Genomic DNA, 20,588 nt, shown 5'->3' with positions numbered 1-20,588 from the left:
GGGAGGTCGAGAAATGGCAATCCTGCTCAACCGCAGCACGCGCGTCATCGTGCAAGGGTTCACCGGCAAGATCGGCAGCTTCCATGCCGATGACATGAAGCGCTACGGCACCAAGCTGGTCGGCGGCGTCACCCCCGGCAAGGGCGGCCAGACGCATCTCGGCCTGCCTGTCTTCAACACCGTCAAGGGCGCGGTGCGCGAGACCCGCGCCGAGGCGAGCATCGTCTTCGTGCCGCCGCCCTTCGCCGCCGATTCGATCATGGAGGCGGCGGACGCCGGGATAAAACTCTGCGTCTGCATCACCGACGGCATCCCCTCGCAGGACATGATGCGCGTCAAGCGCTACATGCGCCGCTACCGCTTCGAGGACCGCATGCGGCTGGTCGGCCCGAACTGCGCCGGCGTCATCACCCCCGGACAGGCGCTGATGGGCATCATGCCGGGCAGCATCTATCTGCCCGGACGCGTCGGCATCGTCGGCCGCTCCGGCACGCTGGGTTACGAGGCGGCCTCGCAGATGAAGGCGCTCGGCATCGGCGTGTCGACCAGCGTCGGCATCGGCGGCGATCCCATCAACGGCTCGTCCTTCAAGGACATCCTGCAGCTCTTCGAACGGGACGACGACACCGACGCCGTGGTGATGATCGGCGAGATCGGCGGCCCGCAGGAAGCCGAAGCCGCGATCTGGGCGCGCGACAATATGCGCAAGCCCCTGATCGCCTACATCGCCGGGCTTTCCGCACCGAAGGGAAGGCGCATGGGCCATGCCGGCGCCATCATCTCCGCCTTCGGCGAGTCGGCGCAGGAAAAGGTCGAGATCCTGAAGGAAGCCGGCGTCGTCATCGTGCCCACCCCCGCCTCCTTCGGCGAAGTGGTGGCCGACACGCTGGCGCGGACGAAGAAGGCGGCTTGATAAGCAAGGCATATAATCGCCTATAGCGTGTGAAATTAATTTCACACAAAAAGCCTTCCAAAACAAAGCCCGCTGCCATTTGACAGCGGGCTTCACTTTTTATCGGTCGATAGCGTCGTCGCCTATCGCTTTGTATTCGAGTTCGTTTGAGCGTTTGAAACGCTTTTAACGACGAAAGGCCCCCTCAATTCCTGCGGACGCTCACTCAACGATTTTGCAGCTTGGCTGAGGCTTTTCTCAATCTGCACCGAATACTTGTGGTTCGACGTACTCACAGCATGCGCTCCATGAGACTCCTTTGCCATATTTGATTCCTCCACAACTCCAATTATTGAATCGTTCAGAGAGAACCGACAAGGGCGTTATCGGTTCCAAGGGGGGAAAATGACAAATAGTGATCAAGCGACAACGGATTCCACCAATTTTCCAGAGCTGGTTTTTGGATTGGTGGGACCAATTGGCGTCAACATGGACATTGTCGAACGGAAACTCGCCGACGCACTGACTTCGGTCGGATATCGTTCAGAGCGGCTAAGATTAACAGAATTGATGAAGGGGATCGAAGTCGAAGGCTTGGAAATCGAGGAAAGCCAAGACCCCTATGTCCGCTACAAATCTCGAATTGATTTTGCCAATGCCGTACGAAAAAAATGTGAAAATGACGCAGCGCTGGCTGCCCTGGCAATCGCCGAAATTCGGGTCAGACGAGCGAAACACTGGATCGACGACCGAGGCGACGTTTCCGCTGAGGACATTCCAGTGGAAAAGACAGCGTACATCCTCCGACAACTAAAAAGGGCCGAAGAAATCCAGTTGTTGAGGAAGGTCTATGGCCGCAAATTCATTCAGATATCCATCCACGCAAGCGATCGTGAACGGTTGAAAAATCTGGAAAGAAACATCGCGCTTTCCAACCCAAACCTCTCCCCAGCCGAGTGCACCGACGCCGCTGAATTCCTTATGGACACTGACATGAACGAGAGGTCCGACATTCATGGGCAACGAATTGAAGAAGTTTTCCACCTTGGCGACGCATTCATCAATGGTAGGAACGAAGAAAGTATTTCCCGAACTATGGTTCGCTTTATTGACGGCTTCTTTGGAAAAAATTCAATTAGCCCCAACCGAGATGAATATGGTGCGTACATCGCTGCCTCGGCATCACTAAGGTCGATCGACCTAGCGCGGCAAGTCGGCGCCGCGATCTTTTCCCCCCGAGGCGAGGTTATCGCGCTGGGCTGTAACGAGGTTCCCAAATTTAGTGGCGGAACCTACTGGACTGAGGATCAGGATACCCACCGGGATCTGGACGATGGAATTGATGCGAATAGAACGGAGAAAAACCGCATAATCTTTGATTTTCTTCGAACACTTGAGGAAGCTCAAGTGCTGAAACCTGGGGAAACGGCTTCCTCGCTGTTTGCGGACGACGAGGTTAAGAAGCGGATAAAATCAGCATCGATATCGGACATTACCGAATTTGGTCGAATGACGCATGCTGAAATGACCGCTCTATGCGATGCCGCCCGCTTAGGCCGCCCGACTGCCGGTGCTTCGATTTTCGTGACAACATTTCCTTGCCATAACTGTGCCAAGCACATTATCGCCGCAGGCCTTCGGCGCGTCGTTTTCATCGAGCCGTATCCAAAAAGCAAAGCTTTGGCATTTCACGAGGACTCTGCCGTCCTTGATGAAAAGAACGATCAACGTGTGACCTTCGAGCACTTTGTTGGGATTTCGCCGCGGCGCTACCGTGATATTTTCGAAAAAGGATCGCGCCGCGCCTCGGACGGCAAGATAGCCGAATGGTACCGCAGCGAACCCATGCCTATGATTGAAGACAAAGGGCCAGCTTACGTCTGGAACGAAGCGTCCGCCATTTTCTCATCGCTATCGAATGTTGCGGCAGAGCTCGGCATAGAAGTAGCAGCGAAATAGAATTGCCACTCTCAGCGGCAATTTGGTGCGGTCGAGAAGACTCGAACTTCCACGGGTTGCCCCACAGCGACCTCAACGCTGCGCGTCTACCAATTCCGCCACGACCGCACGTGGTAGGAGCCGGAACCGTCCGGCTCGGGGCCTGTAGCAAATCGTTTCCGGCGAAACAAGTGCGCTGAGCGGAATATTCGTCGCTGATTTGCGCATCCCTCCGCGGCCCGGCTTCATGCTGGTGAAACTGGACGTTTTGATCGATTGCCGCCATATGAGAGGAGCATCGAGAAAGTTCCATGACAGAACGCAGCCAGATCGCCACGTCGTTCCTGCCCCTGCCCGGCTCGGCGCCGGTCGAATGGGTGATAGAGCCCGGCCTCATCGCCTATCCGGACGCATTGGCCTTCATGGAGGCGCGCGCCGAAGCGATCCGCAGCGGCGCGGCAGGCGAAATGGTTTGGCTGGTCGAGCATCCGCCGCTCTATACCGCCGGCACCAGCGCCCGCAGCGAGGACCTGATCGATCCCGACCGGTTCCCGGTCTTTGCCGCGGGCCGCGGCGGCGAATACACCTATCACGGCCCCGGCCAGCGCGTGGCCTATGTCATGCTCGACCTGAAGCGACGGCGCGAGGATGTGCGCGCCTTCGTCGCGGCGCTCGAGCAATGGATCATCTCCACGCTCGCCGCCTTCAACGTGCGCGGCGAGCGGCGCGAGGACCGCGTCGGCGTCTGGGTGGTGCGGCCGGACCGGCCCGCCCTGCCGGACGGCTCACCCGCCGAGGAGAAGATCGCGGCAATAGGCATCCGGCTGCGGCGCTGGGTGAGCTTCCACGGCATCGCCATCAATGTCGAACCGGAGCTTGGCCATTTCAGCGGCATCGTGCCCTGCGGCGTCTCGGACCATGGCGTGACCAGCCTCGTCGATCTCGGGCTGCCGGTCACGATGGCCGACCTCGACCTCGCGCTGAACTCCGCTTTCGAGGATGTGTTCGGACCGGCTGAAGTTCCGGTTGCCGAGCCTGCTCGCAAGGCCGGCTGAGCCGCCGTCTCGCTACATCAGCTGCGCGGAGGCCCACAGCATGCCGTAGCCGTGGATGGCGAAGACGGCGAGCAGCGCGCCGGCCATGGCCAGCCGGTCGAGAGGTCCGATCGGCTTCAACTCGTGACGCGGCTTCACGCCGCTGCCCACGGTGATCAGGCTGAGGATCGCGAACACCGCGCCGGCGATCAGCAGGAAGCCCGGCGAGAAACCGGCCCGCCAGCCGAGCGCCAGAAGCGCCGACAAAAGCAGAAAGGACGCCAGCGCGAGCGCCGCGGGGCCCGGGCAGATCTGACGCAGCACCTGGCCGCCGTCGAATTTCCACACCGGCACCAGATTGGCGATGTTGAGCAGCGACGCGCAGCCGGCGAGCGTGGCCAGGAGCATGGCGGCCAGCCGATGCCCCTCTTCATTGGCAAAACCGCTGGCGACGATCAGCACCGGCACCAGGAAAGCCGAGAAGCCGGCGCCCATCAGCGCCACGAAAGCGACCTCGAAGCGGCTGTCATAGGGCCTGCCGCCGATGGCGATGCCGCCGAGCAGCGGAATGAAGATCATCCGCGCCCGGCGATGCCCCGTCAGCCGGAAGGCCGCCATATGGCCGAGCTCGTGCAGGGCGACCACCGAGGTCAGGATCGCGGCCAGAGCCAGGCCGCCGAGGTTGAGACCGAAGAAGGGCCACAGGATCATGGCCGAGAGCACGGCGAAGCCGATCTGGCTCACCGGATGCTCGAACCAGCCGCCCTTGCGATACGTGCCGGTCGCCGCCCAGACATCCAACTTGCTGAGCTCGCGGCGCATGGCGAAGAAACGGAAGACCAGGAACGCGACGCCGCGATAGCGATCGGTTTGAGTAAGCGTGACCTGCGTCGCATCACCCTCGGGCACGAGTTCGGCGGTCTCGCGATAACTCGCCCAGAACGACGGATCGAGCGCCGTGTCCTCGATGACGGTCATCGAGAAGCGGCTTCCCTCGCTGACCTCCTCGAACCGCGCCTTGCGTTCGATCGGCCGGCCGTCCCGGCCATCCCACGACAATCTGATCAGCGCCGTCCCCTCGCCGTCGAGCGGCTCGGCGGAAAGGATCTCGCCCGACCAGCCGGCATCGCCGCCGAACGGCCACAGCGCCTGCCAGAGGCGATTGCGGTCGGCTTTGATCACGCGGCTCGCCGTCACCCTGCGCAATCCGAGCGGCACGGTCATCAAAAGAAAGATCAGTCCGAGATTGCCGGCCACGAGCGTGACCGTGACGATGACCGACACTGCCTTGGCTCCCTATCTTGAAGGAGCAGCCTAGCGTCGGCGCGGCCAAGAAAGACTTAACAACAATGGGCGGGCTCTTGCCCGTCCCAAGGCGGGCTCTTGCCCGTCCCAGATCCTAGGCGGGCCTCATGCCCGCCATACCAGGGCGGCGAAGCCGCCCGATCACATGGCGCCGATCCAGATCGCCATGGAAACGAGGAAAGTGCTCATGCAAACCAGTGAAACGACGTCCTGAACAAGATCGCTCATAACTCTCTCCTGTTGTTGCTATGTTCATAATTTGTTCTAATTTTGTTCGAATGTCAACGACCATGGCGGGCGCGCCGGAACGAATTCAGGCTGTCCGTTTGGGCAGGGTTAAGGAAAGGTTGACGGCGGATTGGGCCTTGTTGCGCAGAGCCAGGGCAAGCCGAGATTCGGATCAGGCTAAGTCGAGGACGGTAGGTTCCGAGAACCGGAACGGAGCGTACTTAAAGTACGTGAGTACCGGAAGCGCAGGAACCTGCCGTCCGCAGGCCGGCCTCATCCGAATATCGGTTTGGCCTAAAGCGGCACTACCTTGCCCTCGGCCAGCGTCACGCGCCGGTCCATGCGCGAGGCCAGCTCGTGGTTGTGGGTGGCGATCAGCGCCGCGAGGCCCGACTGCCTGACCAGCGCCTCCAGCGCATCGAAGACATAAGAAGCCGTGACCGGGTCGAGATTGCCGGTCGGCTCGTCGGCCAGTAGCACCAGCGGCGCATTGGCGACCGCGCGGGCAATGGCGACGCGTTGCTGCTCGCCGCCGGAAAGCTCGGCCGGCCGGTGCTGCGCGCGCTTGCCGATCTGCATGTAGTCGAGAAGCTGCGCTGCCCGTTCCGAAGCGTCCTTGGAGGAAAGCCCCTTGATCAGCTGCGGCATCATGATGTTCTCGAGCGCCGAGAACTCCGGCAGCAAATGATGGAACTGGTAGACGAAGCCGACATCGTTGCGGCGGATAGCGGTACGCTCCTCGTCCGACAGCCGGCCGCAGGCACGGCCGGCGAGGATCACGTCGCCCGCATCGGGCCGCTCCAGCAGTCCCGCCGTGTGCAAAAGGGTTGACTTGCCGGTGCCTGACGGCGCCACCAGCGCCACCATCTCGCCGCGCCGCAGCGAAAAGTCGGCGCCGTTCAGAATGGTGAGCTTGCGCGGCCCCTGGACGTAGTGCCGCTCGACGCCCTTCAACTCGATAATGGCCTCGGCCATCATTCGTACCTCAAGGCTTCGACGGGATCGAGCCGAGCGGCTCGCCAGGCCGGGAACACCGTCGCCAGGAACGACAGGGCCAGCGCCATGATGACGACATAGGTCGTCTCGCGCGGATCCATCTTCGCCGGCAGCTGGCTGAGGAAATAGAGCTCGGGGTTGAACAGGATCTTGCCGGTCATCCAGGAGAAGAACTGGCGGATCGATTCGATGTTGAGGCAGATGACGACGCCGAGCAGCACGCCGGCGATGGTCCCGGTGACGCCGATCGCCGCCCCCGTCATCAGGAAGATGCGCAGGATAGCGCCGCGCGAGGCGCCCATCGTGCGCAGGATGGCGATGTCGTGGCCTTTGTCCTTCACCAGCATGATGAGGCCGGAAATGATGTTGAGCGCCGCCACCAGCACGATCAGCGTGAGAATCATGAACATGACGTTGCGCTCGACCTGCAGCGCCGAGAAGAAGGTCTCGTTGCGCTGTCGCCAGTCGACGAGGTCGACCGGCCGCTGCGCCGCTTGCTCGACTAGCGGCTTCAGCGCGTCGACATTGTCGGGATTGTCGACATAGATCTCGATGGTCTGCGCGCGGCCGTCCATGTTGAAATAGAGCTGCGCTTCGGAGAACGGCATATAGACGATCGAGCTGTCATATTCCGACATGCCGACCTCGAAGATCGCCGCCACCTTGTAGCCCTTCATGCGCGGCGTGGTGCCGAGCGGCGTCACGTCGCCGTCCGGCGAGATCAGCGTGATCGTGTCGCCGAGCACCAGTCCGAGGCTTTCCGCCATCCGCTTGCCGATCGCCACGCCGTCGCTGGTGTCGAAACCGTCGAGCGTGCCCTGCTTGATGTTGCTGGAGACGATCGAAATCTTGCCGAGGTCCTCGCCGCGGATGCCGCGCACCAGGGCGCCCGTGCCGCCGCCGACATTGCCTTGCGCCAGCACCTGGCCGTCGATCAGCGGAATGGCGTATTTGACGCCCGCGACGCCGTTGATGCGGCTCGCCACCTGGGCGTAATCCTCCAGCGGCGAATCGAGCGGCTGCACGATGAGGTGGCCGTTGACGCCGAGGATGCGAGTAAGCAGCTCGGCGCGAAAACCGTTCATCACGGCCATGACGACGATCAGCGTCGCGACGCCGAGCATGATGCCGAGGAAGGAGATCGAGGCGATGACCGAGATCACCGTCTCCTTGCGACGCGAGCGCAGATAGCGCCACGCCACCATGCGCTCGAAGCCCGAAAAGGCGCCCGCCGCTGACCTGGCCGCTGCCGCCGGCTCGCTCATGCGGCGATACCCAGGCGTTTCCTGGCCTCGGCGATCGGCAGGGTCGCGCGCTCGCCCGACTTGCGGTTCTTGATCTCGACCTCGCCGGCGGCCACGCCGCGCGGGCCGACGATCACCTGCCACGGCAGGCCGATCAGGTCGGCGGTGGCGAACTTGCCGCCGGGACGTTGGTCGGTGTCGTCATAAAGCACATCCTTGCCGGCTGCGTTGAGCGCCGCATAGAGCTCGTCGCAGACGCGGTCGCATTCGCCGTCGCCGACCTTCATGTTGATCAAGCCGATGTCGAAGGGCGCCACCGCTTCCGGCCAGATGATGCCGTTCTCGTCATGACTGGCCTCGATGATCGCCGCGACCAGGCGCGACGGACCGATGCCATAGGAGCCCCCCGAGGCGAAGTGATCCTTGCCGTCGGGCCCGGTCACCTTGGCGCCCATGGGCTTGGAGTATTTCTCGCCGAAATGGAAGATGTGGCCAACCTCGATGCCGCGCGCCGAGACCTGCTCGCTTGGCGGAACGTTCGCCCAGGCCGCCTCGTCATGCATCTCGTCGGTGGCGGCATAAGGCGTCGTCCACTTCTTCACGATGTCGCCGATCTCGGCATCGTTGGCGAAGTTGGTGCCGGCGCCCGGCACGTCGAGCGTGAGATAAGCACGGTCGCAGAACACCTGGCTCTCGCCGGTGTCGGCCAGGATGATGAACTCATGGCTGAGATCGCCGCCGATCGGGCCGGTGTCGGCGCGCATCGGAATGGCCTGCAGGCCCATGCGTGTGAAGGTCCTGAGGTAGGAGACGAACATGCGGTTGTAGGCGGCCTTGGCGCCCTCGAAATCGAGGTCGAAGGAGTAAGCATCCTTCATCAGGAACTCCCTGCTGCGCATGACGCCGAAGCGCGGGCGCACCTCGTCGCGGAACTTCCACTGGATGTGGTAGAGGTTGAGCGGCAGGTCCTTGTAGGACTTCACATAGGCGCGGAAAATCTCGGTGACCATCTCTTCATTGGTCGGCCCGTAGAGCATGTCGCGGTCCTGGCGGTCCTTGATGCGCAGCATCTCCTTGCCGTAGTCGTTGTAGCGGCCGCTTTCGCGCCACAGATCCGCCGACTGGATGGTCGGCATCAGGATTTCCAGCGCGCCGGCGCGGTTCTGTTCCTCGCGGATGATCTGGCAGACCTTGTCCAGCACGCGCTTGCCCAGCGGCAGCCACGAAAAGCTGCCCTGCCCTTGCTGCCGGATCATGCCGGCGCGCAGCATCAGCCGGTGCGAGACGATCTCGGCCTCGCGGGGATTTTCTTTGAGAATGGGCAGGAAATAGCGCGACAAACGCATGGACTGGTCCGTGAGTGAAAATGGCGGCGCGGGAATCGGCGCAACCGAGGCTGCTTGCCCCGGCTTCATAGCCATTTCATGGCAGAATGGAAACCCGAGTGCCCCAAAGTATCGGGCCTTCTGCACCTTACCAAAAAGGCGATTTTGGCTGCAAAGTGCCGCAAATGGCTATTTGATCGATTCACAAGCAAGCCCTGCCGCACTATTGTGCAGTGCAGCACGATATTGCCTGTTTCGAGGCAAAATTCTTCGTGACATTTTCACCTGCCTTGGTCTAGTGTGCGCCGATAACCGAGAGGGCGGAGAAAAATCTGCTCTCCTACGCGGTCAAAGTCTTGGGAGGATGCGATCTAGGCGCGGTAATTCGCTGCCGCCGGACACCGGAAACAGATCGGACGCGTTTAAATTGCAAGGCCTCGTGCCTTGCATTTTTTTTGTGCAATCATCTTCTTAGCACAACCATCTGCCAAACAGCATAAGGCGTGATTAGCCGTTGAAATCGGAAGCCGGCTTCCGATTTCAACCTTTGCGGGCGTATGCTTCCCAATACTTGCGGAACTGTATCTTCAGCTTCAGTGACTGACGTTCGGACTAAAGTCCGGCATGATCCGCATGATGTCGTCGAAGCTGACCCCCAGGCCCATCGTCAGGCCGTAGAGGATGCCCATCACGACTATCGTCACGATCGTCGCGCGGGCGAAGGCGCGCAGCATATGCGGGCCGCGCGGCGCGCTGGAAACGGTGCCAAGCGTGACATCCTGATCGTCGTCCTGGGTGCGCAGGCTGAACGGAAGAACAACGAACAGCACCAGCCACCAGGTGACGAAAAACAGCGCGGCGAACAGAATCCAGTTCATGCCTGCTCCAGTTCGACCAGCGTGCCGAAGAAATCCTTAGGATGTAGGAACAGCACCGGCTTGCCATGCGCGCCGATCTTCGGGTTGCCGTCGCCCAGCACACGCGCGCCGCTTTGCTTCAAATGATCGCGAGCGGCCAGGATATCGTCGACCTCATAGCAGACGTGATGCATGCCGCCGGACGGATTCTTCTCGAGGAACGCGGCGATGGGCGATGCCTCGCCCAGCGGCTCCAGCAGCTCGATCTTGGTGTTGCCGACATCGACGAACGCCACGCTCACACCATGCTCCGGCAGCGCCTGCGGCTCGCTCAACCGCGCGCCCAGCGTATCGCGATAGGCGGCCATTGCCGCGGCCAGATCCGGCACGGCAAGCGCGACATGGTTGAGACGTCCGAGCATTGGCTCACTCCAAGGGAGTAGTGAGTAGTCAGTAGTGAATGGTGAATGGTGAATGGTGAATGGTACCAAACAGCGGACATCACCATTCACCACTCACTATTCACCCTCACTACCTGGTCACGAACACCGTCACCAGCGGCTTCTTGCCCCAGGCTTCGTTGGCGGCGCCGCGCACGGCACGGCGCACCGCCTCCTGCACCAGATCGAGGTCTTTTCGGCGCTGGCGTGGAATGGAGTCCACCGCGCCGATTGCCGCATCGAGCATCAGGTCTTCCAGCGTCTCGCCGCTGGCATCGGCCTCGGCGACGCCGATCGCCACCAGGTCGGGGTCGCCGGCAAGCTCATATTTGTCGTCGAGCACGACATTGACCGCGACATGGCCGGCGAAGGAAAGCTTGCGGCGGTCGCGTATGCCCATCGCCTGGTCGGTGCCGATCAGCGAGCCATCCTTGTAGAGCCGCCCGAACGGCACCTGATCGATGATCGTCGCCGGCCCCGGCCAGAGCCTCAGCATGTCGCCGTCGCGCACCTGCGCCACCTGGCCGATGCCCGACATCGACATCAGCGAGCCCTGCGCCACCAGATGCGCCGCCTCGCCATGCACGGGAACGCCGATCCGCGGCCGCACCCATTCATACATCTTGCGCAACTCGCTGCGGCGCGGATGGCCGGAGACATGCACCAGCGCGTCGCCGTCCTCGATGATCTTCATCCCGAGATCGATCAGCCGGTTCTTGATCTCGAGGATCGCCTTCTCGTTGCCGGGAATGGTGCGCGAGGAAAATACCACCGTGTCGCCGGCCGTCAGCGCCACCGACTTCATCTCGTCGCGCGAAAGTTTTGCAAGCGCTGCCAGCGGCTCGCCCTGGCTGCCGGTGCAGATGATCACCAGGTTCTCGCGCGGGATAAAGCCGTAGTCCTCCTCGGCGATGAACTCCGGAAGGCCGTCCATGTAGCCGAGCTCGCCCGCCACATCGATGACGCGCTTCAGCGAGCGGCCGAGCACCAGGCACTGCCGGCCGGCATCGCGTGCCGCCCTGGCGATCGAGACGATGCGCCCGACATTGGAGGAGAAGGTGGTGACGGCAACGCGCCCCTTGGCCTTCTCGATGACGCCCTTGAGGCCTTCGCCGACCGCGACTTCCGAGGGCGACTCCCCTTCCCTCAACGCATTGGTGGAATCGCAGATCAGCGCCAGCACGCCCTTGTCGCCATAGGCGCGGAAACGCGCCTCGTCGGTCTTCGGGCCGATCGTCGGTTCCGGGTCTATCTTCCAGTCGCCGGTGTGGATGACGGTGCCGGCTGGCGTGGTGATCGCCAGCGACATCGGCTCGGGGATGGAGTGAGCGACCGGGATAGCTTCGATCTCGAAAGGTCCGATGGTGAATTTCTCGCCGGCCCGGTAGATCGACGCCGGAATCTTTGGCGCGCCCTGCTCGCCCTGCCGCTTGGCCTCGAGCAGGCCGGCGGTGAACGGTGTCATCCAGACCGGCGCCTTGAGCTTCGGCCAGATATCGAGCAGCGCGCCGTAATGGTCCTCATGCGCGTGGGTGATGACGATGCCGCGCAGGCCGTCGATATTCTCCTCAATGAAGCGCGTATCGGGCAGGATGAGATCGACGCCGGGATGCGCGCTGTCGGGGAACGTGACGCCGACGTCGACGATGATCCACTCGCGCGCGTCGGCGGGCCCATAGCCGTAAAGGGCGAAGTTCATGCCGATCTCGCCAACCCCGCCCAGCGGCGCGAAAACGAGCTCGGCGTTTTCCTTATTCGCCATGAATTCTTTCCTTCCTGGCCGTCAGACCAAGCCGTTGGAGCAATTCCGGGAAATGCATGTCACGGTTTTCCGTCCGGAATTGCGCTAAACAAGATTACACCCGGGCCGAGGCGACAGCGCCGAAATGCACGTCGCCGGCTGCGATCGTCAAAACCGATCCCTCATCGTCGCGGATCACGAAACGGCAGTCCTCGTCAATGGTCTCGAAGACGCCACGCACCACATTGCCGTCAATTCTGACGGCAACCTCGCCGCCGAGGCCCGCTGCGCGGCCAAGCCAGCGCTTTCTGATGGCATCGAGCCCGCGCCCGTCATCCCACATCCGGGCATTCTCGCTCCAGGCATCTGAAAGCGCCAGGAACAGGGTTTCGGCGTCGCACCCGGCGCCCAATGCCTGCAGCGACGTCGCCGGATAGGGCAGATCTTCCGGATAGGCCACGACATTGACGCCGATGCCGACGGCAACCGCGAAGCGGCCGCCTTCCAGCATCGCCGATTCCAGCAATATGCCGGCAAGCTTGGCGCCCGAGGCCAGCACGTCGTTCGGCCATTTCAGCTCGAAGCGGTTGCGGCCCCTGCTCGCGCCATCCAAGGCGACGGCGATCCGGCCCTTCGGCACGACGGCGTCGAGCGCGTCGGCCAGCGCCAGCCCCGCGACGAAGCCGAGCGTCGCGGCAAGCCGCAACTCGCCGCCCGGAACCAGCAGCAGCGTCGCCGCAAGATTGCCTTCGGGCGTGGCCCAGACACGGCCACGGCGGCCGCGGCCGCTTTCCTGCTTCTTCGAAACGACCCAGAGCTTGCCGGGATCGCCGGCACGCGCGTGTTCCAGCGCCAGCGCGTTGGTCGAGCCGACGCTGTCATGCGCTTCGAGCCGGAACCCCTCCGACGCGGCGGTTGGAGCCAGCCGAAATGCCATCCCGTCAGAAGAAGGTCTTGGCGGCGGCTTCGGCATAGCTGCCGATCGGCCCGCCGATCAGCACATAGAACAGCACGAAGGCGCCGCTGACGCCGAGCACAAGGCGCAGCTCGCTGGCCATCGGCACGAAACCGCCGACCGGCTCGTCAAACCACATGATCTTGATGATGCGCAGATAGTAGTAGGCGCCCACCACCGAGGCCAGCACGCCGATGATCGCTAGCGCGTAGAGATGCGCGTTGATGGCGGCGAGGAACACGTACCACTTCCCCCAGAAACCCGCGAGCGGCGGAATACCGGCCAGCGAGAACATCAGGATGGTGAGGATGGTGGCCATGATCGGGTTGGTCGAGGAAAGGCCGGCTAGATCGCTGATCTGCTCGACATTGCCCTCCTTGCGCCGCATGGCGAGGATGAAGGCGAAGGTGCCCAGCGTCATCACCAGATAGATCAGCATGTAGATGGCGACGCCGCGCACGCCGGCCTGGCTGTTGGCGGCAAGGCCGACCAGCGCGTAGCCCATATGGCCGATCGAGGAATACGCCATCAGGCGCTTGATGTTGGTCTGGCCGATGGCCGCGAAGGCGCCGAGCGCCATCGAGGCGATCGAGATGAAGACGACGATCTGCTGCCAGTCCGATGCGATCGGCTTGAAGGCTCCCATGGTGACGCGCACGATCAGCGCCATCGCCGCCATCTTCGGAGCTGCTGCCAGGAAGGCGGTGATCGGCGTCGGCGCGCCCTCGTAGACGTCCGGCGTCCACATATGGAACGGCACGGCCGAGATCTTGAAGGCAAGGCCGGCGAGCACGAACACCAGGCCGAAGACAAGACCGAGCTGGCGCTCGCCGCCGGAGAGCGCCGTCGCGATCTCCTGGAAGCCGGTGTTGCCGGTGTAGCCGTAGACGAGGCTGATGCCGTAGAGCAGCATGCCCGACGACAGCGCGCCGAGGACGAAATATTTCAGGCCCGCCTCGGTCGAACGCAGATTGTCGCGGTTGATCGCCGCGAGCACGTAGATCGCCAGCGACTGCAGCTCGAGCCCGAGATAGAGCCCGATCATGCCATTGGCCGAGATCATCAACAGCATGCCGAGCGTGCAGAGCAGGATAAGAACCGGGAATTCGAACTTGTCGAAATGTTCCTGGCGGGCAAAGCGCATCGACATGACCAGCGTCACCGCCGAGCCGATCAGCGCCAGCATCTTCATGAAGGCGCTGAAGGAATCCTGGACGAAGGCGCCGCCATAGGCATCGCCCCGGCCGCCGGAGAAGGCGAGCCACAGGCCGGCCACCACCAGCACGATGACGGCCAGCCCGGTCACGGTCATGGTGTTGTTGGAGCGCGAATAGGCTCCGATCATCAGGAGCACCAGCGCGCCGACGGCCAGGATCAGTTCCGGCGTCGAGAGCGAAAGGCTGGAGAGAAGGTCCGGCGTCATGGTCTATTCCCCAGTCAGTTCGCCGCCGCGGTCTGCGCGGAATTGATGGATGCGGTGACGTTGGTGACGAGCGCCTTGACCGACTGCGTCGTGGCGTCGAACACCGGCGCCGGATAGACGCCGAAGAAGATCACCAGCACCACCAGCGGGTAGACGATCGCCTTCTCGCGCGGCGAAAGGTCGAGCAGGTTCTTCAGGCTGTCCTTGCTCAGCGCGCCGAAGATCACCCGGCGATAGAGCCACAGCGCATAGGCCGCCGACAGGATGACGCCGGTGGCGGCGAAGAACGCCACCCAGGTGTTGACCTTGAACACGCCGAGCATGGTCAGGAATTCGCCGACGAAGCCGCTGGTGCCCGGCAGGCCGACATTGGCCATGGTGAAGATCATGAACACGGTCGCGTATTTCGGCATGTTGTTGACGAGGCCGCCATAGGCGTCGATCTCGCGCGTATGCATGCGGTCGTAGATGACGCCGACGCACAGGAACAGCGCACCCGAGACGAGGCCGTGGCTGAGCATCTGGAAGATCGCGCCCTGCACGCCTTCCTGGTTCATCGCGAAGATGCCCATGGTGACGAAGCCCATATGGGCGACCGACGAATAGGCGATCAGTTTCTTCATGTCCTCCTGCATCAGCGCCACGAGCGAGGTGTAGATGATGGCGACGACAGAGAGCGTGAACACCAGCGGCGCGAACATCGCCGACGCCTCCGGGAACATCGGCAGCGAGAAGCGCAGGAAGCCGTACCCGCCCATCTTCAGCAGGATGGCGGCCAGGATCACCGAGCCTGCCGTCGGCGCTTCGACATGGGCGTCGGGCAGCCAGGTGTGCACCGGCCACATCGGCATCTTCACCGCGAAGGAGGCGAAGAAGGCGAGCCACAGCCAGGTCTGCATGCTGGCCGGGAAATTATGCGTCAGAAGCGTCGGGATATCGGTGGTGCCCGACTGGAAGAACATCGCCATGATGGCGAGCAGCATCAGCACCGAGCCGGCGAGCGTGTAGAGGAAGAACTTGAACGAGGCATAGACGCGCCGCTTGCCGCCCCAGACACCGATGATGATGAACATCGGGATCAGGCCAGCCTCGAAGAAGACGTAGAACAAGACGATGTCGAGCGCGCAGAACACGCCGATCATCAGCGTCTCGAGGATCAGGAAGGCGATCATATAGGCCTTGACCCGCTTCTCGATCGCTTCCCACGAAGCGAGAATGCAGAACGGCATCAGGAAGGTCGTCAGGATGACGAACAGCATCGAGATGCCATCGACCCCCATGTGATAGGAGATGCCCGAATCCAGCCAGGCGTGCTTCTCGACGAACTGGAAGCCGGCCTGCGAATTGTCGAAGCCCGTCCAGATGAACAGCGAGACCACGAAGGTGAACGCCGTCGTGATGAAGGCGATGGCGCGGATGTTGCGGCGCGCGTTTTCGCTGTCGTCGCTGATGAACAGGATGAGCAGAACACCAACCAGCGGCAGGAAGGTGACCAGCGAGAGGATTGGCCAGTCGGTCATCAGAGCATCATCCAGGTGACGAGAGCGGCCACGCCGATCAGCATGGCGAAGGCATAGTGGTAGAGATAGCCGGTCTGCAGCTTGACAACCCGGTTGGTGACGTCGACGACGCGCGCCGAAATGCCGTCGGGGCCGAGGCCGTCGATGATGGCGCCGTCACCGGTCTTCCACAGGAACCGGCCGAGGCGCTTGGCCGGCTGCACGAACAGGAAGTCGTAGAGCTCGTCGAAATACCACTTGTTGAGCAGGAAGGCGTAAAGGCCGCGATGGTTAGCCGCCAGTTCCTTCGGCGCCTCCGGCTTGCGGATATAGAACTGCCAGGCGACCAGCAGGCCGATCACCATGGCGACGAAGGGCGCCAGTTCCACCCAGAGCGGCAACTCGTGGATCTCGTGCAGGATGTGGTTGTCCGCCAGCGTGAACAGCGACGCCTTCCAGAACTCGCCATAGCCTTCGCCGATGAAGGCGCTGTGGAAGATGATGCCCGCAAACAGCGCGCCGGCGGCCAACACATAGAGCGGCACCAGCATCACTGGCGGCGATTCGTGAACATGGTGCATGACCTCGTGGCTGGCGCGCGGCTCGCCGTGGAAGGTCATGAAGATCAGCCGCCACGAATAGAAGCTGGTGAAGCAGGCGGCGACCACGAGCAGGATAAAGGCGAACCCGGCGACCGCATTGTGGCTGGCGAACGAGGTCTCGATGATGGCGTCCTTGGAGAAGAAGCCGGCGGTGCCGATCACCGTCGCCGGAATGCCGACGCCCGTCAGCGCCAGCGTGCCGATGATCATCATCCAGTAAGTCTTCGGGATCAGCTTGCGAAGGCCGCCCATCTTGCGCATGTCCTGCTCGTCGGACACCGCATGGATGACCGAGCCGGAGCCGAGGAACAGCAACGCCTTGAAGAAGGCGTGCGTGAACAAATGGAAGATCGCCGCGCCATAGGCGCCGACGCCGAGCGCCACGAACATGTAGCCGAGCTGCGAGCACGTCGAATAGGCGATGACGCGCTTGATGTCGTTCTGGACGAGGCCGACCGTCGCCGCGAAGAAGGCGGTGAAGGCGCCGATGAAGGTGACGACGGTCAGCGCCGTATGCGACAGCTCGAACAGCGGCGACAGCCTCGCCAACATAAACACGCCGGCGGTCACCATGGTCGCCGCGTGGATGAGCGCGGAGACCGGGGTCGGGCCTTCCATCGCGTCCGGCAGCCAGGTGTGCAGCGGCACCTGCGCCGACTTGCCCATGGCGCCCATGAAGAGCAGCAGGCAGACCACGGTCAGCGCCGACTGCTTGTCGAGCGCATGGCCGAGGAAAGTGAGCACGGCAGCGCCCGCCGACGCGCCTTCGGCCGTCAGGTAGGTGGCCGCGTTGGCGAAGATGGTGCCGAGATTGACCGAGCCGAACAGCACGAACACGCCGAAGATGCCGAGCGCGAAGCCGAAGTCGCCGACACGGTTGACGACGAAAGCCTTGATCGCCGCCGCGTTGGCCGAGGGCTTCTTGTACCAGAAGCCGATCAGCAGGTAGGAGGCGAGACCGACGCCTTCCCAGCCGAAGAACATCTGGATGAGGTTGTCGGCCGTCACCAGCATCAGCATGGCGAAGGTGAACAGCGACAGATAGGCAAAGAAGCGCGGCCGGTTCGGATCGTGATGCATGTAGCCGATCGAGTAGATATGGACCAGCGCCGACACCGTGTTGACGACGACCAGCATAACCACCGTCAGCGTATCGATCCTCAGCGCCCACGACGCGTCGATGCCGCCCGACTGGATCCAGCGCAGCACCGGCACGGTGAACACCTCGCCATGGCCGAAGCCGACGGTGAAGAACGCGATCCACGACAGCACCGCCGCGATCAGCAGGAAGCCGGAGGTGATGTATTCGGAAGCCTTGGCGCCGAGCGAATTGCCGAACAGGCCGACAATCAGGAAGCCAAGCAGCGGAAGGAAGACGATAGCCTGATACATGGTGGTTCCCGTCAACCCTTCATCGCGCTCACGTCTTCGACCGCGATCGAGCCGCGGTTGCGGAAGAAGACGACAAGAATGGCAAGACCGATCGCGGCTTCAGCGGCCGCGACCGTCAGCACGAACAGGGCGAAGACCTGTCCGACGAGGTCATGCAGCGCCGCGGAGAAAGCGACGAAGTTGATGTTGACCGCAAGCAGGATGAGCTCGATCGACATCAGGATGACGATGATGTTGCGGCGGTTCAGGAAGATGCCGAACACGCCGAGCGTGAATAGGATCGCCGATACGGTCAGGTAATGTGCAATGCCGACGACCATCTCAGATGCCCTCGCCCGATTTGACCTTGCGGATTTCCATGCCCGTCGCCGGCGTGCGGCCGACCTGCGCGGCGATCGACTGCCGCTTGACGCCTTCCTTGTGGCGTAGCGTCAAGACGATGGCGCCGATCATGGCGACCAGCAGCACCAGGCCGGAAATCTGGAAATAATAGAGGTAGTCCGTATAGAGGATGTCGCCGAGCGCCGCCGTGTTGGAGCGCGTGGCGAGATCCGGCGTTGCCTTGGCGACCGTCGAGGCAAGCTGCGGCGCGAATGTGTAGCCGCCGAGCACGACGATCAGTTCCGCCGCCAGGATCAGCCCGACCAGCGCGCCGATCGGCGCGTATTGCAGCGCGCCCTGCTTCATCTCGGCGAAGTCGACGTCGAGCATCATGACGACGAACAGGAACAGCACCATGACCGCGCCGACGTAGACGACCAGCAGGATCATCGCCAGGAACTCGGCGCCGGTCAGCATGAACAGCCCCGCGGCGTTGAAGAAGGTGAGGATCAGGAACAGCACGGAATGCACGGGGTTGCGCGACGAAATGACCATGAAGGCCGACGCCACGGCGATAAAGGCGAAGAGGTAGAAAAAGGCCGCCTCTAGTCCACTCAGCATGGGTTCCCCCGGGTTCCTGTCGGATTGGACATTCGCCCTCTCCGTTGTCTCGGGCTTGGTTCCGCATCCGGTACCGAAGCCGCGTGTTCCTAGCGCATGTTCCGATCGGGTTGAAAGACCCGATCGAAAGAAACATGCGCCACTCTCTTTACTCCGGAGGATGATCTTGTCCGAAAAGTCTGCAACTTTTCGGGATCATCCTCTGGACGAGGCCCCTCGCCCCGTCCATGCGTCAAATGTCAGCGATAAGGCGAGTCCAGCGCGATGTTGCGCGCCAGCTCCCGCTCCCAGCGATCGCCGTTGGCGAGCAGCTTTTCCTTGTTGTAGTAGAGCTCCTCGCGCGTCTCGGTCGCGAATTCGAAATTCGGGCCCTCGACGATGGCGTCGACCGGGCAGGCTTCCTGGCAGAAGCCGCAATAGATGCATTTCACCATATCGATGTCGTAGCGCACCGTGCGGCGCGTGCCGTCATTGCGGCGCGGGCCGGCCTCGATGGTGATGGCCTGCGCCGGGCAGATCGCTTCGCAGAGCTTGCAGGCGATGCAGCGTTCCTCGCCGTTCGGGTAACGGCGCAGCGCATGCTCGCCGCGGAAGCGCGGGCTGATCGGCCCCTTCTCGTGCGGATAGTTGATCGTTTCCTTCGGCGCGAAGAACTGGCGCATCGACAGGAAGAAGGCGCTGACGAAATCCTGCAGCAGCAGTGCCTTTGCGGCTTGGCCCAGAGCGGACATCACGCAAACCCCGTGATCTTGAGGAAGGCCGCGGTGGCGACGACCATGAACAGCGAGATCGGCAGGAAGACTTTCCAGCCCAGCCGCATCAGCTGGTCGTAGCGGTAGCGCGGCACGAAAGCCTTCACCATGGAGAACATGAAGAACATCAGGCAGATCTTCAGCACGAACCAGATCACGCCTGGAACCCAGGTGAAGGGCGCGAAGTTGAACGGCGGCAGCCAGCCGCCGAGGAACAGGATGGTCGCCAGCGCGCACATCAGCACGACGGCGACATACTCGCCGAGGAAGAAGAGCAGGAACGGCGTCGATGAGTATTCGACCATATGGCCGGCGACGAGCTCCGATTCCGCCTCCACAAGGTCGAAGGGCGGGCGGTTCGTCTCGGCCAGCGCCGAGATGAAGAACACCACGAACATAGGCAACAGCGACAGCCAGTGCCAGTCGAGGAACGTGTTGGGCAGGCCGAGCCGCGTGCCGAGGCCGTCCTGCTGCGACATGACGATGTCGGAGAGGTTGAGCGAGCCGACTGTGAGCAGCACGGTGACGATGACGAAGCCGATCGAGACTTCGTAGGACACCATCTGCGCGGCCGAGCGCAACGCGCCGAGGAACGGATATTTCGAGTTCGACGCCCAGCCGCCCATGATCACGCCATAGACCTCAAGCGAGGAGATGGCGAAGACATAGAGGATGCCGACATTGATGTTGGCGATCGCCCATCCTTCACTGACCGGAATGACCGCCCAGGCCGAAATCGCCAGCACCGCCGAGACCAGCGGCGCCAGAAGAAACACGCCCTTGTTGGCGCCCGACGGGATCACCGGCTCCTTGAAGACGAATTTCAGAAGGTCGGCAAAGGCCTGCAGCGTTCCCCACGGACCGACGACGTTCGGGCCGCGCCGCAATTGCACCGCCGCCCAGATCTTGCGGTCGGCATAGAGCAGATAGGCGACGCCGATCAGAAGCACGACGATCAGCACGACCGACTTCAACAGGATCAGCAGCGTCGGCAGCACGTAGAAGGAGAAGAAGGTGTCCATG

18 protein-coding genes and 1 tRNA gene are annotated in these 20,588 nt (G+C 62.4%); 3 read left to right on the top strand and 16 right to left on the bottom strand.

The window, feature by feature from the left end:
* Positions 1-13: 13 nt before the first annotated feature.
* Positions 14-913, top strand: coding sequence for a succinate--CoA ligase subunit alpha (sucD, locus tag FJ956_RS14565; protein WP_040981997.1), 900 nt, complete (start codon positions 14-16; stop codon positions 911-913).
* A 384-nt stretch (positions 914-1,297) separates the two neighbouring features.
* On the top strand, positions 1,298-2,851 hold the full coding sequence (locus FJ956_RS14560; protein WP_140683807.1) for an anti-phage dCTP deaminase: 1,554 nt from the start codon (positions 1,298-1,300) through the stop codon (positions 2,849-2,851).
* A gap of 23 nt (positions 2,852-2,874) precedes the next feature.
* Here the strand turns inward: FJ956_RS14560 and FJ956_RS14555 are convergent.
* A tRNA-Leu gene (locus FJ956_RS14555) sits at positions 2,875-2,959 on the bottom strand.
* A 182-nt stretch (positions 2,960-3,141) separates the two neighbouring features.
* On the opposite strand from FJ956_RS14555, the gene lipB reads away from it, so the two are divergent.
* Positions 3,142-3,885: a lipoyl(octanoyl) transferase LipB gene (lipB, locus tag FJ956_RS14550; RefSeq protein WP_140683805.1), complete on the top strand. Its 744-nt coding sequence runs from the start codon at positions 3,142-3,144 to the stop codon at positions 3,883-3,885.
* A gap of 12 nt (positions 3,886-3,897) precedes the next feature.
* Here lipB and FJ956_RS14545 read toward each other — a convergent pair whose 3' ends face one another.
* From FJ956_RS14545 to nuoH, 15 genes are all read right to left on the bottom strand, one after another.
* Positions 3,898-5,148 carry an SRPBCC family protein gene (locus FJ956_RS14545; RefSeq protein ID WP_140683803.1) on the bottom strand — a complete coding sequence of 417 codons (1,251 nt, stop codon included), beginning with the start codon at positions 5,146-5,148 and terminating at the stop codon, positions 3,898-3,900.
* 543 nt (positions 5,149-5,691) lie between these two features.
* Positions 5,692-6,372 (bottom strand): ABC transporter ATP-binding protein, encoded by a 681-nt coding sequence (locus tag FJ956_RS14540; RefSeq protein WP_140646673.1) that lies wholly within the window; start codon positions 6,370-6,372, stop codon positions 5,692-5,694.
* On the bottom strand, positions 6,372-7,658 hold the full coding sequence (locus FJ956_RS14535) for a lipoprotein-releasing ABC transporter permease subunit (RefSeq protein ID WP_140683801.1): 1,287 nt from the start codon (positions 7,656-7,658) through the stop codon (positions 6,372-6,374). Before FJ956_RS14535 ends, FJ956_RS14540 begins: the two co-directional genes overlap by 1 nt.
* A complete protein-coding gene (gene proS / locus FJ956_RS14530; protein ID WP_140683799.1) occupies positions 7,655-8,983 on the bottom strand; it encodes a proline--tRNA ligase in 1,329 nt (442 codons plus the stop codon). The genes FJ956_RS14535 and proS overlap by 4 nt, the downstream gene beginning before the upstream one ends.
* A gap of 572 nt (positions 8,984-9,555) precedes the next feature.
* Complete coding sequence (locus tag FJ956_RS14525; RefSeq protein ID WP_140683796.1) at positions 9,556-9,840, bottom strand: DUF1467 family protein; 285 nt, start codon at positions 9,838-9,840, stop codon at positions 9,556-9,558.
* Positions 9,837-10,241: a methylmalonyl-CoA epimerase gene (gene mce / locus FJ956_RS14520; protein ID WP_140542006.1), complete on the bottom strand. Its 405-nt coding sequence runs from the start codon at positions 10,239-10,241 to the stop codon at positions 9,837-9,839. Before mce ends, FJ956_RS14525 begins: the two co-directional genes overlap by 4 nt.
* A gap of 109 nt (positions 10,242-10,350) precedes the next feature.
* Positions 10,351-12,021: a ribonuclease J gene (locus tag FJ956_RS14515; RefSeq protein ID WP_140683792.1), complete on the bottom strand. Its 1,671-nt coding sequence runs from the start codon at positions 12,019-12,021 to the stop codon at positions 10,351-10,353.
* Positions 12,022-12,115: 94 nt separating this feature from the next.
* Positions 12,116-12,937, bottom strand: a complete 822-nt coding sequence (locus tag FJ956_RS14510; protein ID WP_140683790.1) for a biotin--[acetyl-CoA-carboxylase] ligase — start codon at positions 12,935-12,937, stop codon at positions 12,116-12,118.
* A gap of 4 nt (positions 12,938-12,941) precedes the next feature.
* Positions 12,942-14,378, bottom strand: coding sequence for an NADH-quinone oxidoreductase subunit NuoN (gene nuoN, locus FJ956_RS14505; RefSeq protein WP_140683788.1), 1,437 nt, complete (start codon positions 14,376-14,378; stop codon positions 12,942-12,944).
* Positions 14,379-14,392: 14 nt separating this feature from the next.
* Positions 14,393-15,898, bottom strand: a complete 1,506-nt coding sequence (locus FJ956_RS14500) for an NADH-quinone oxidoreductase subunit M (RefSeq protein WP_140683786.1) — start codon at positions 15,896-15,898, stop codon at positions 14,393-14,395.
* Entirely contained in the window at positions 15,898-17,871 is a 1,974-nt protein-coding gene (gene nuoL / locus FJ956_RS14495; RefSeq protein ID WP_140683784.1) for an NADH-quinone oxidoreductase subunit L, read from the bottom strand. The genes FJ956_RS14500 and nuoL overlap by 1 nt, the downstream gene beginning before the upstream one ends.
* 11 nt (positions 17,872-17,882) lie before the next feature.
* Positions 17,883-18,191, bottom strand: coding sequence for an NADH-quinone oxidoreductase subunit NuoK (gene nuoK / locus FJ956_RS14490; protein WP_027168992.1), 309 nt, complete (start codon positions 18,189-18,191; stop codon positions 17,883-17,885).
* 1 nt (position 18,192) lies between these two features.
* On the bottom strand, positions 18,193-18,813 hold the full coding sequence (locus FJ956_RS14485) for an NADH-quinone oxidoreductase subunit J (protein WP_140683782.1): 621 nt from the start codon (positions 18,811-18,813) through the stop codon (positions 18,193-18,195).
* Between the two features lie 239 nt (positions 18,814-19,052).
* Positions 19,053-19,544, bottom strand: a complete 492-nt coding sequence (gene nuoI / locus FJ956_RS14480; protein WP_140683780.1) for an NADH-quinone oxidoreductase subunit NuoI — start codon at positions 19,542-19,544, stop codon at positions 19,053-19,055.
* Entirely contained in the window at positions 19,544-20,587 is a 1,044-nt protein-coding gene (gene nuoH, locus FJ956_RS14475; RefSeq protein WP_140626976.1) for an NADH-quinone oxidoreductase subunit NuoH, read from the bottom strand. Before nuoH ends, nuoI begins: the two co-directional genes overlap by 1 nt.
* Between the last annotated feature and the right edge of the window lies 1 nt (position 20,588).

Source organism: Mesorhizobium sp. B2-4-3 (genome assembly GCF_006442815.1).
In the GTDB taxonomy this organism is placed as follows: Bacteria; Pseudomonadota; Alphaproteobacteria; order Rhizobiales; family Rhizobiaceae; genus Mesorhizobium.
This window is presented reverse-complemented; position numbering and strand designations above follow the sequence as displayed.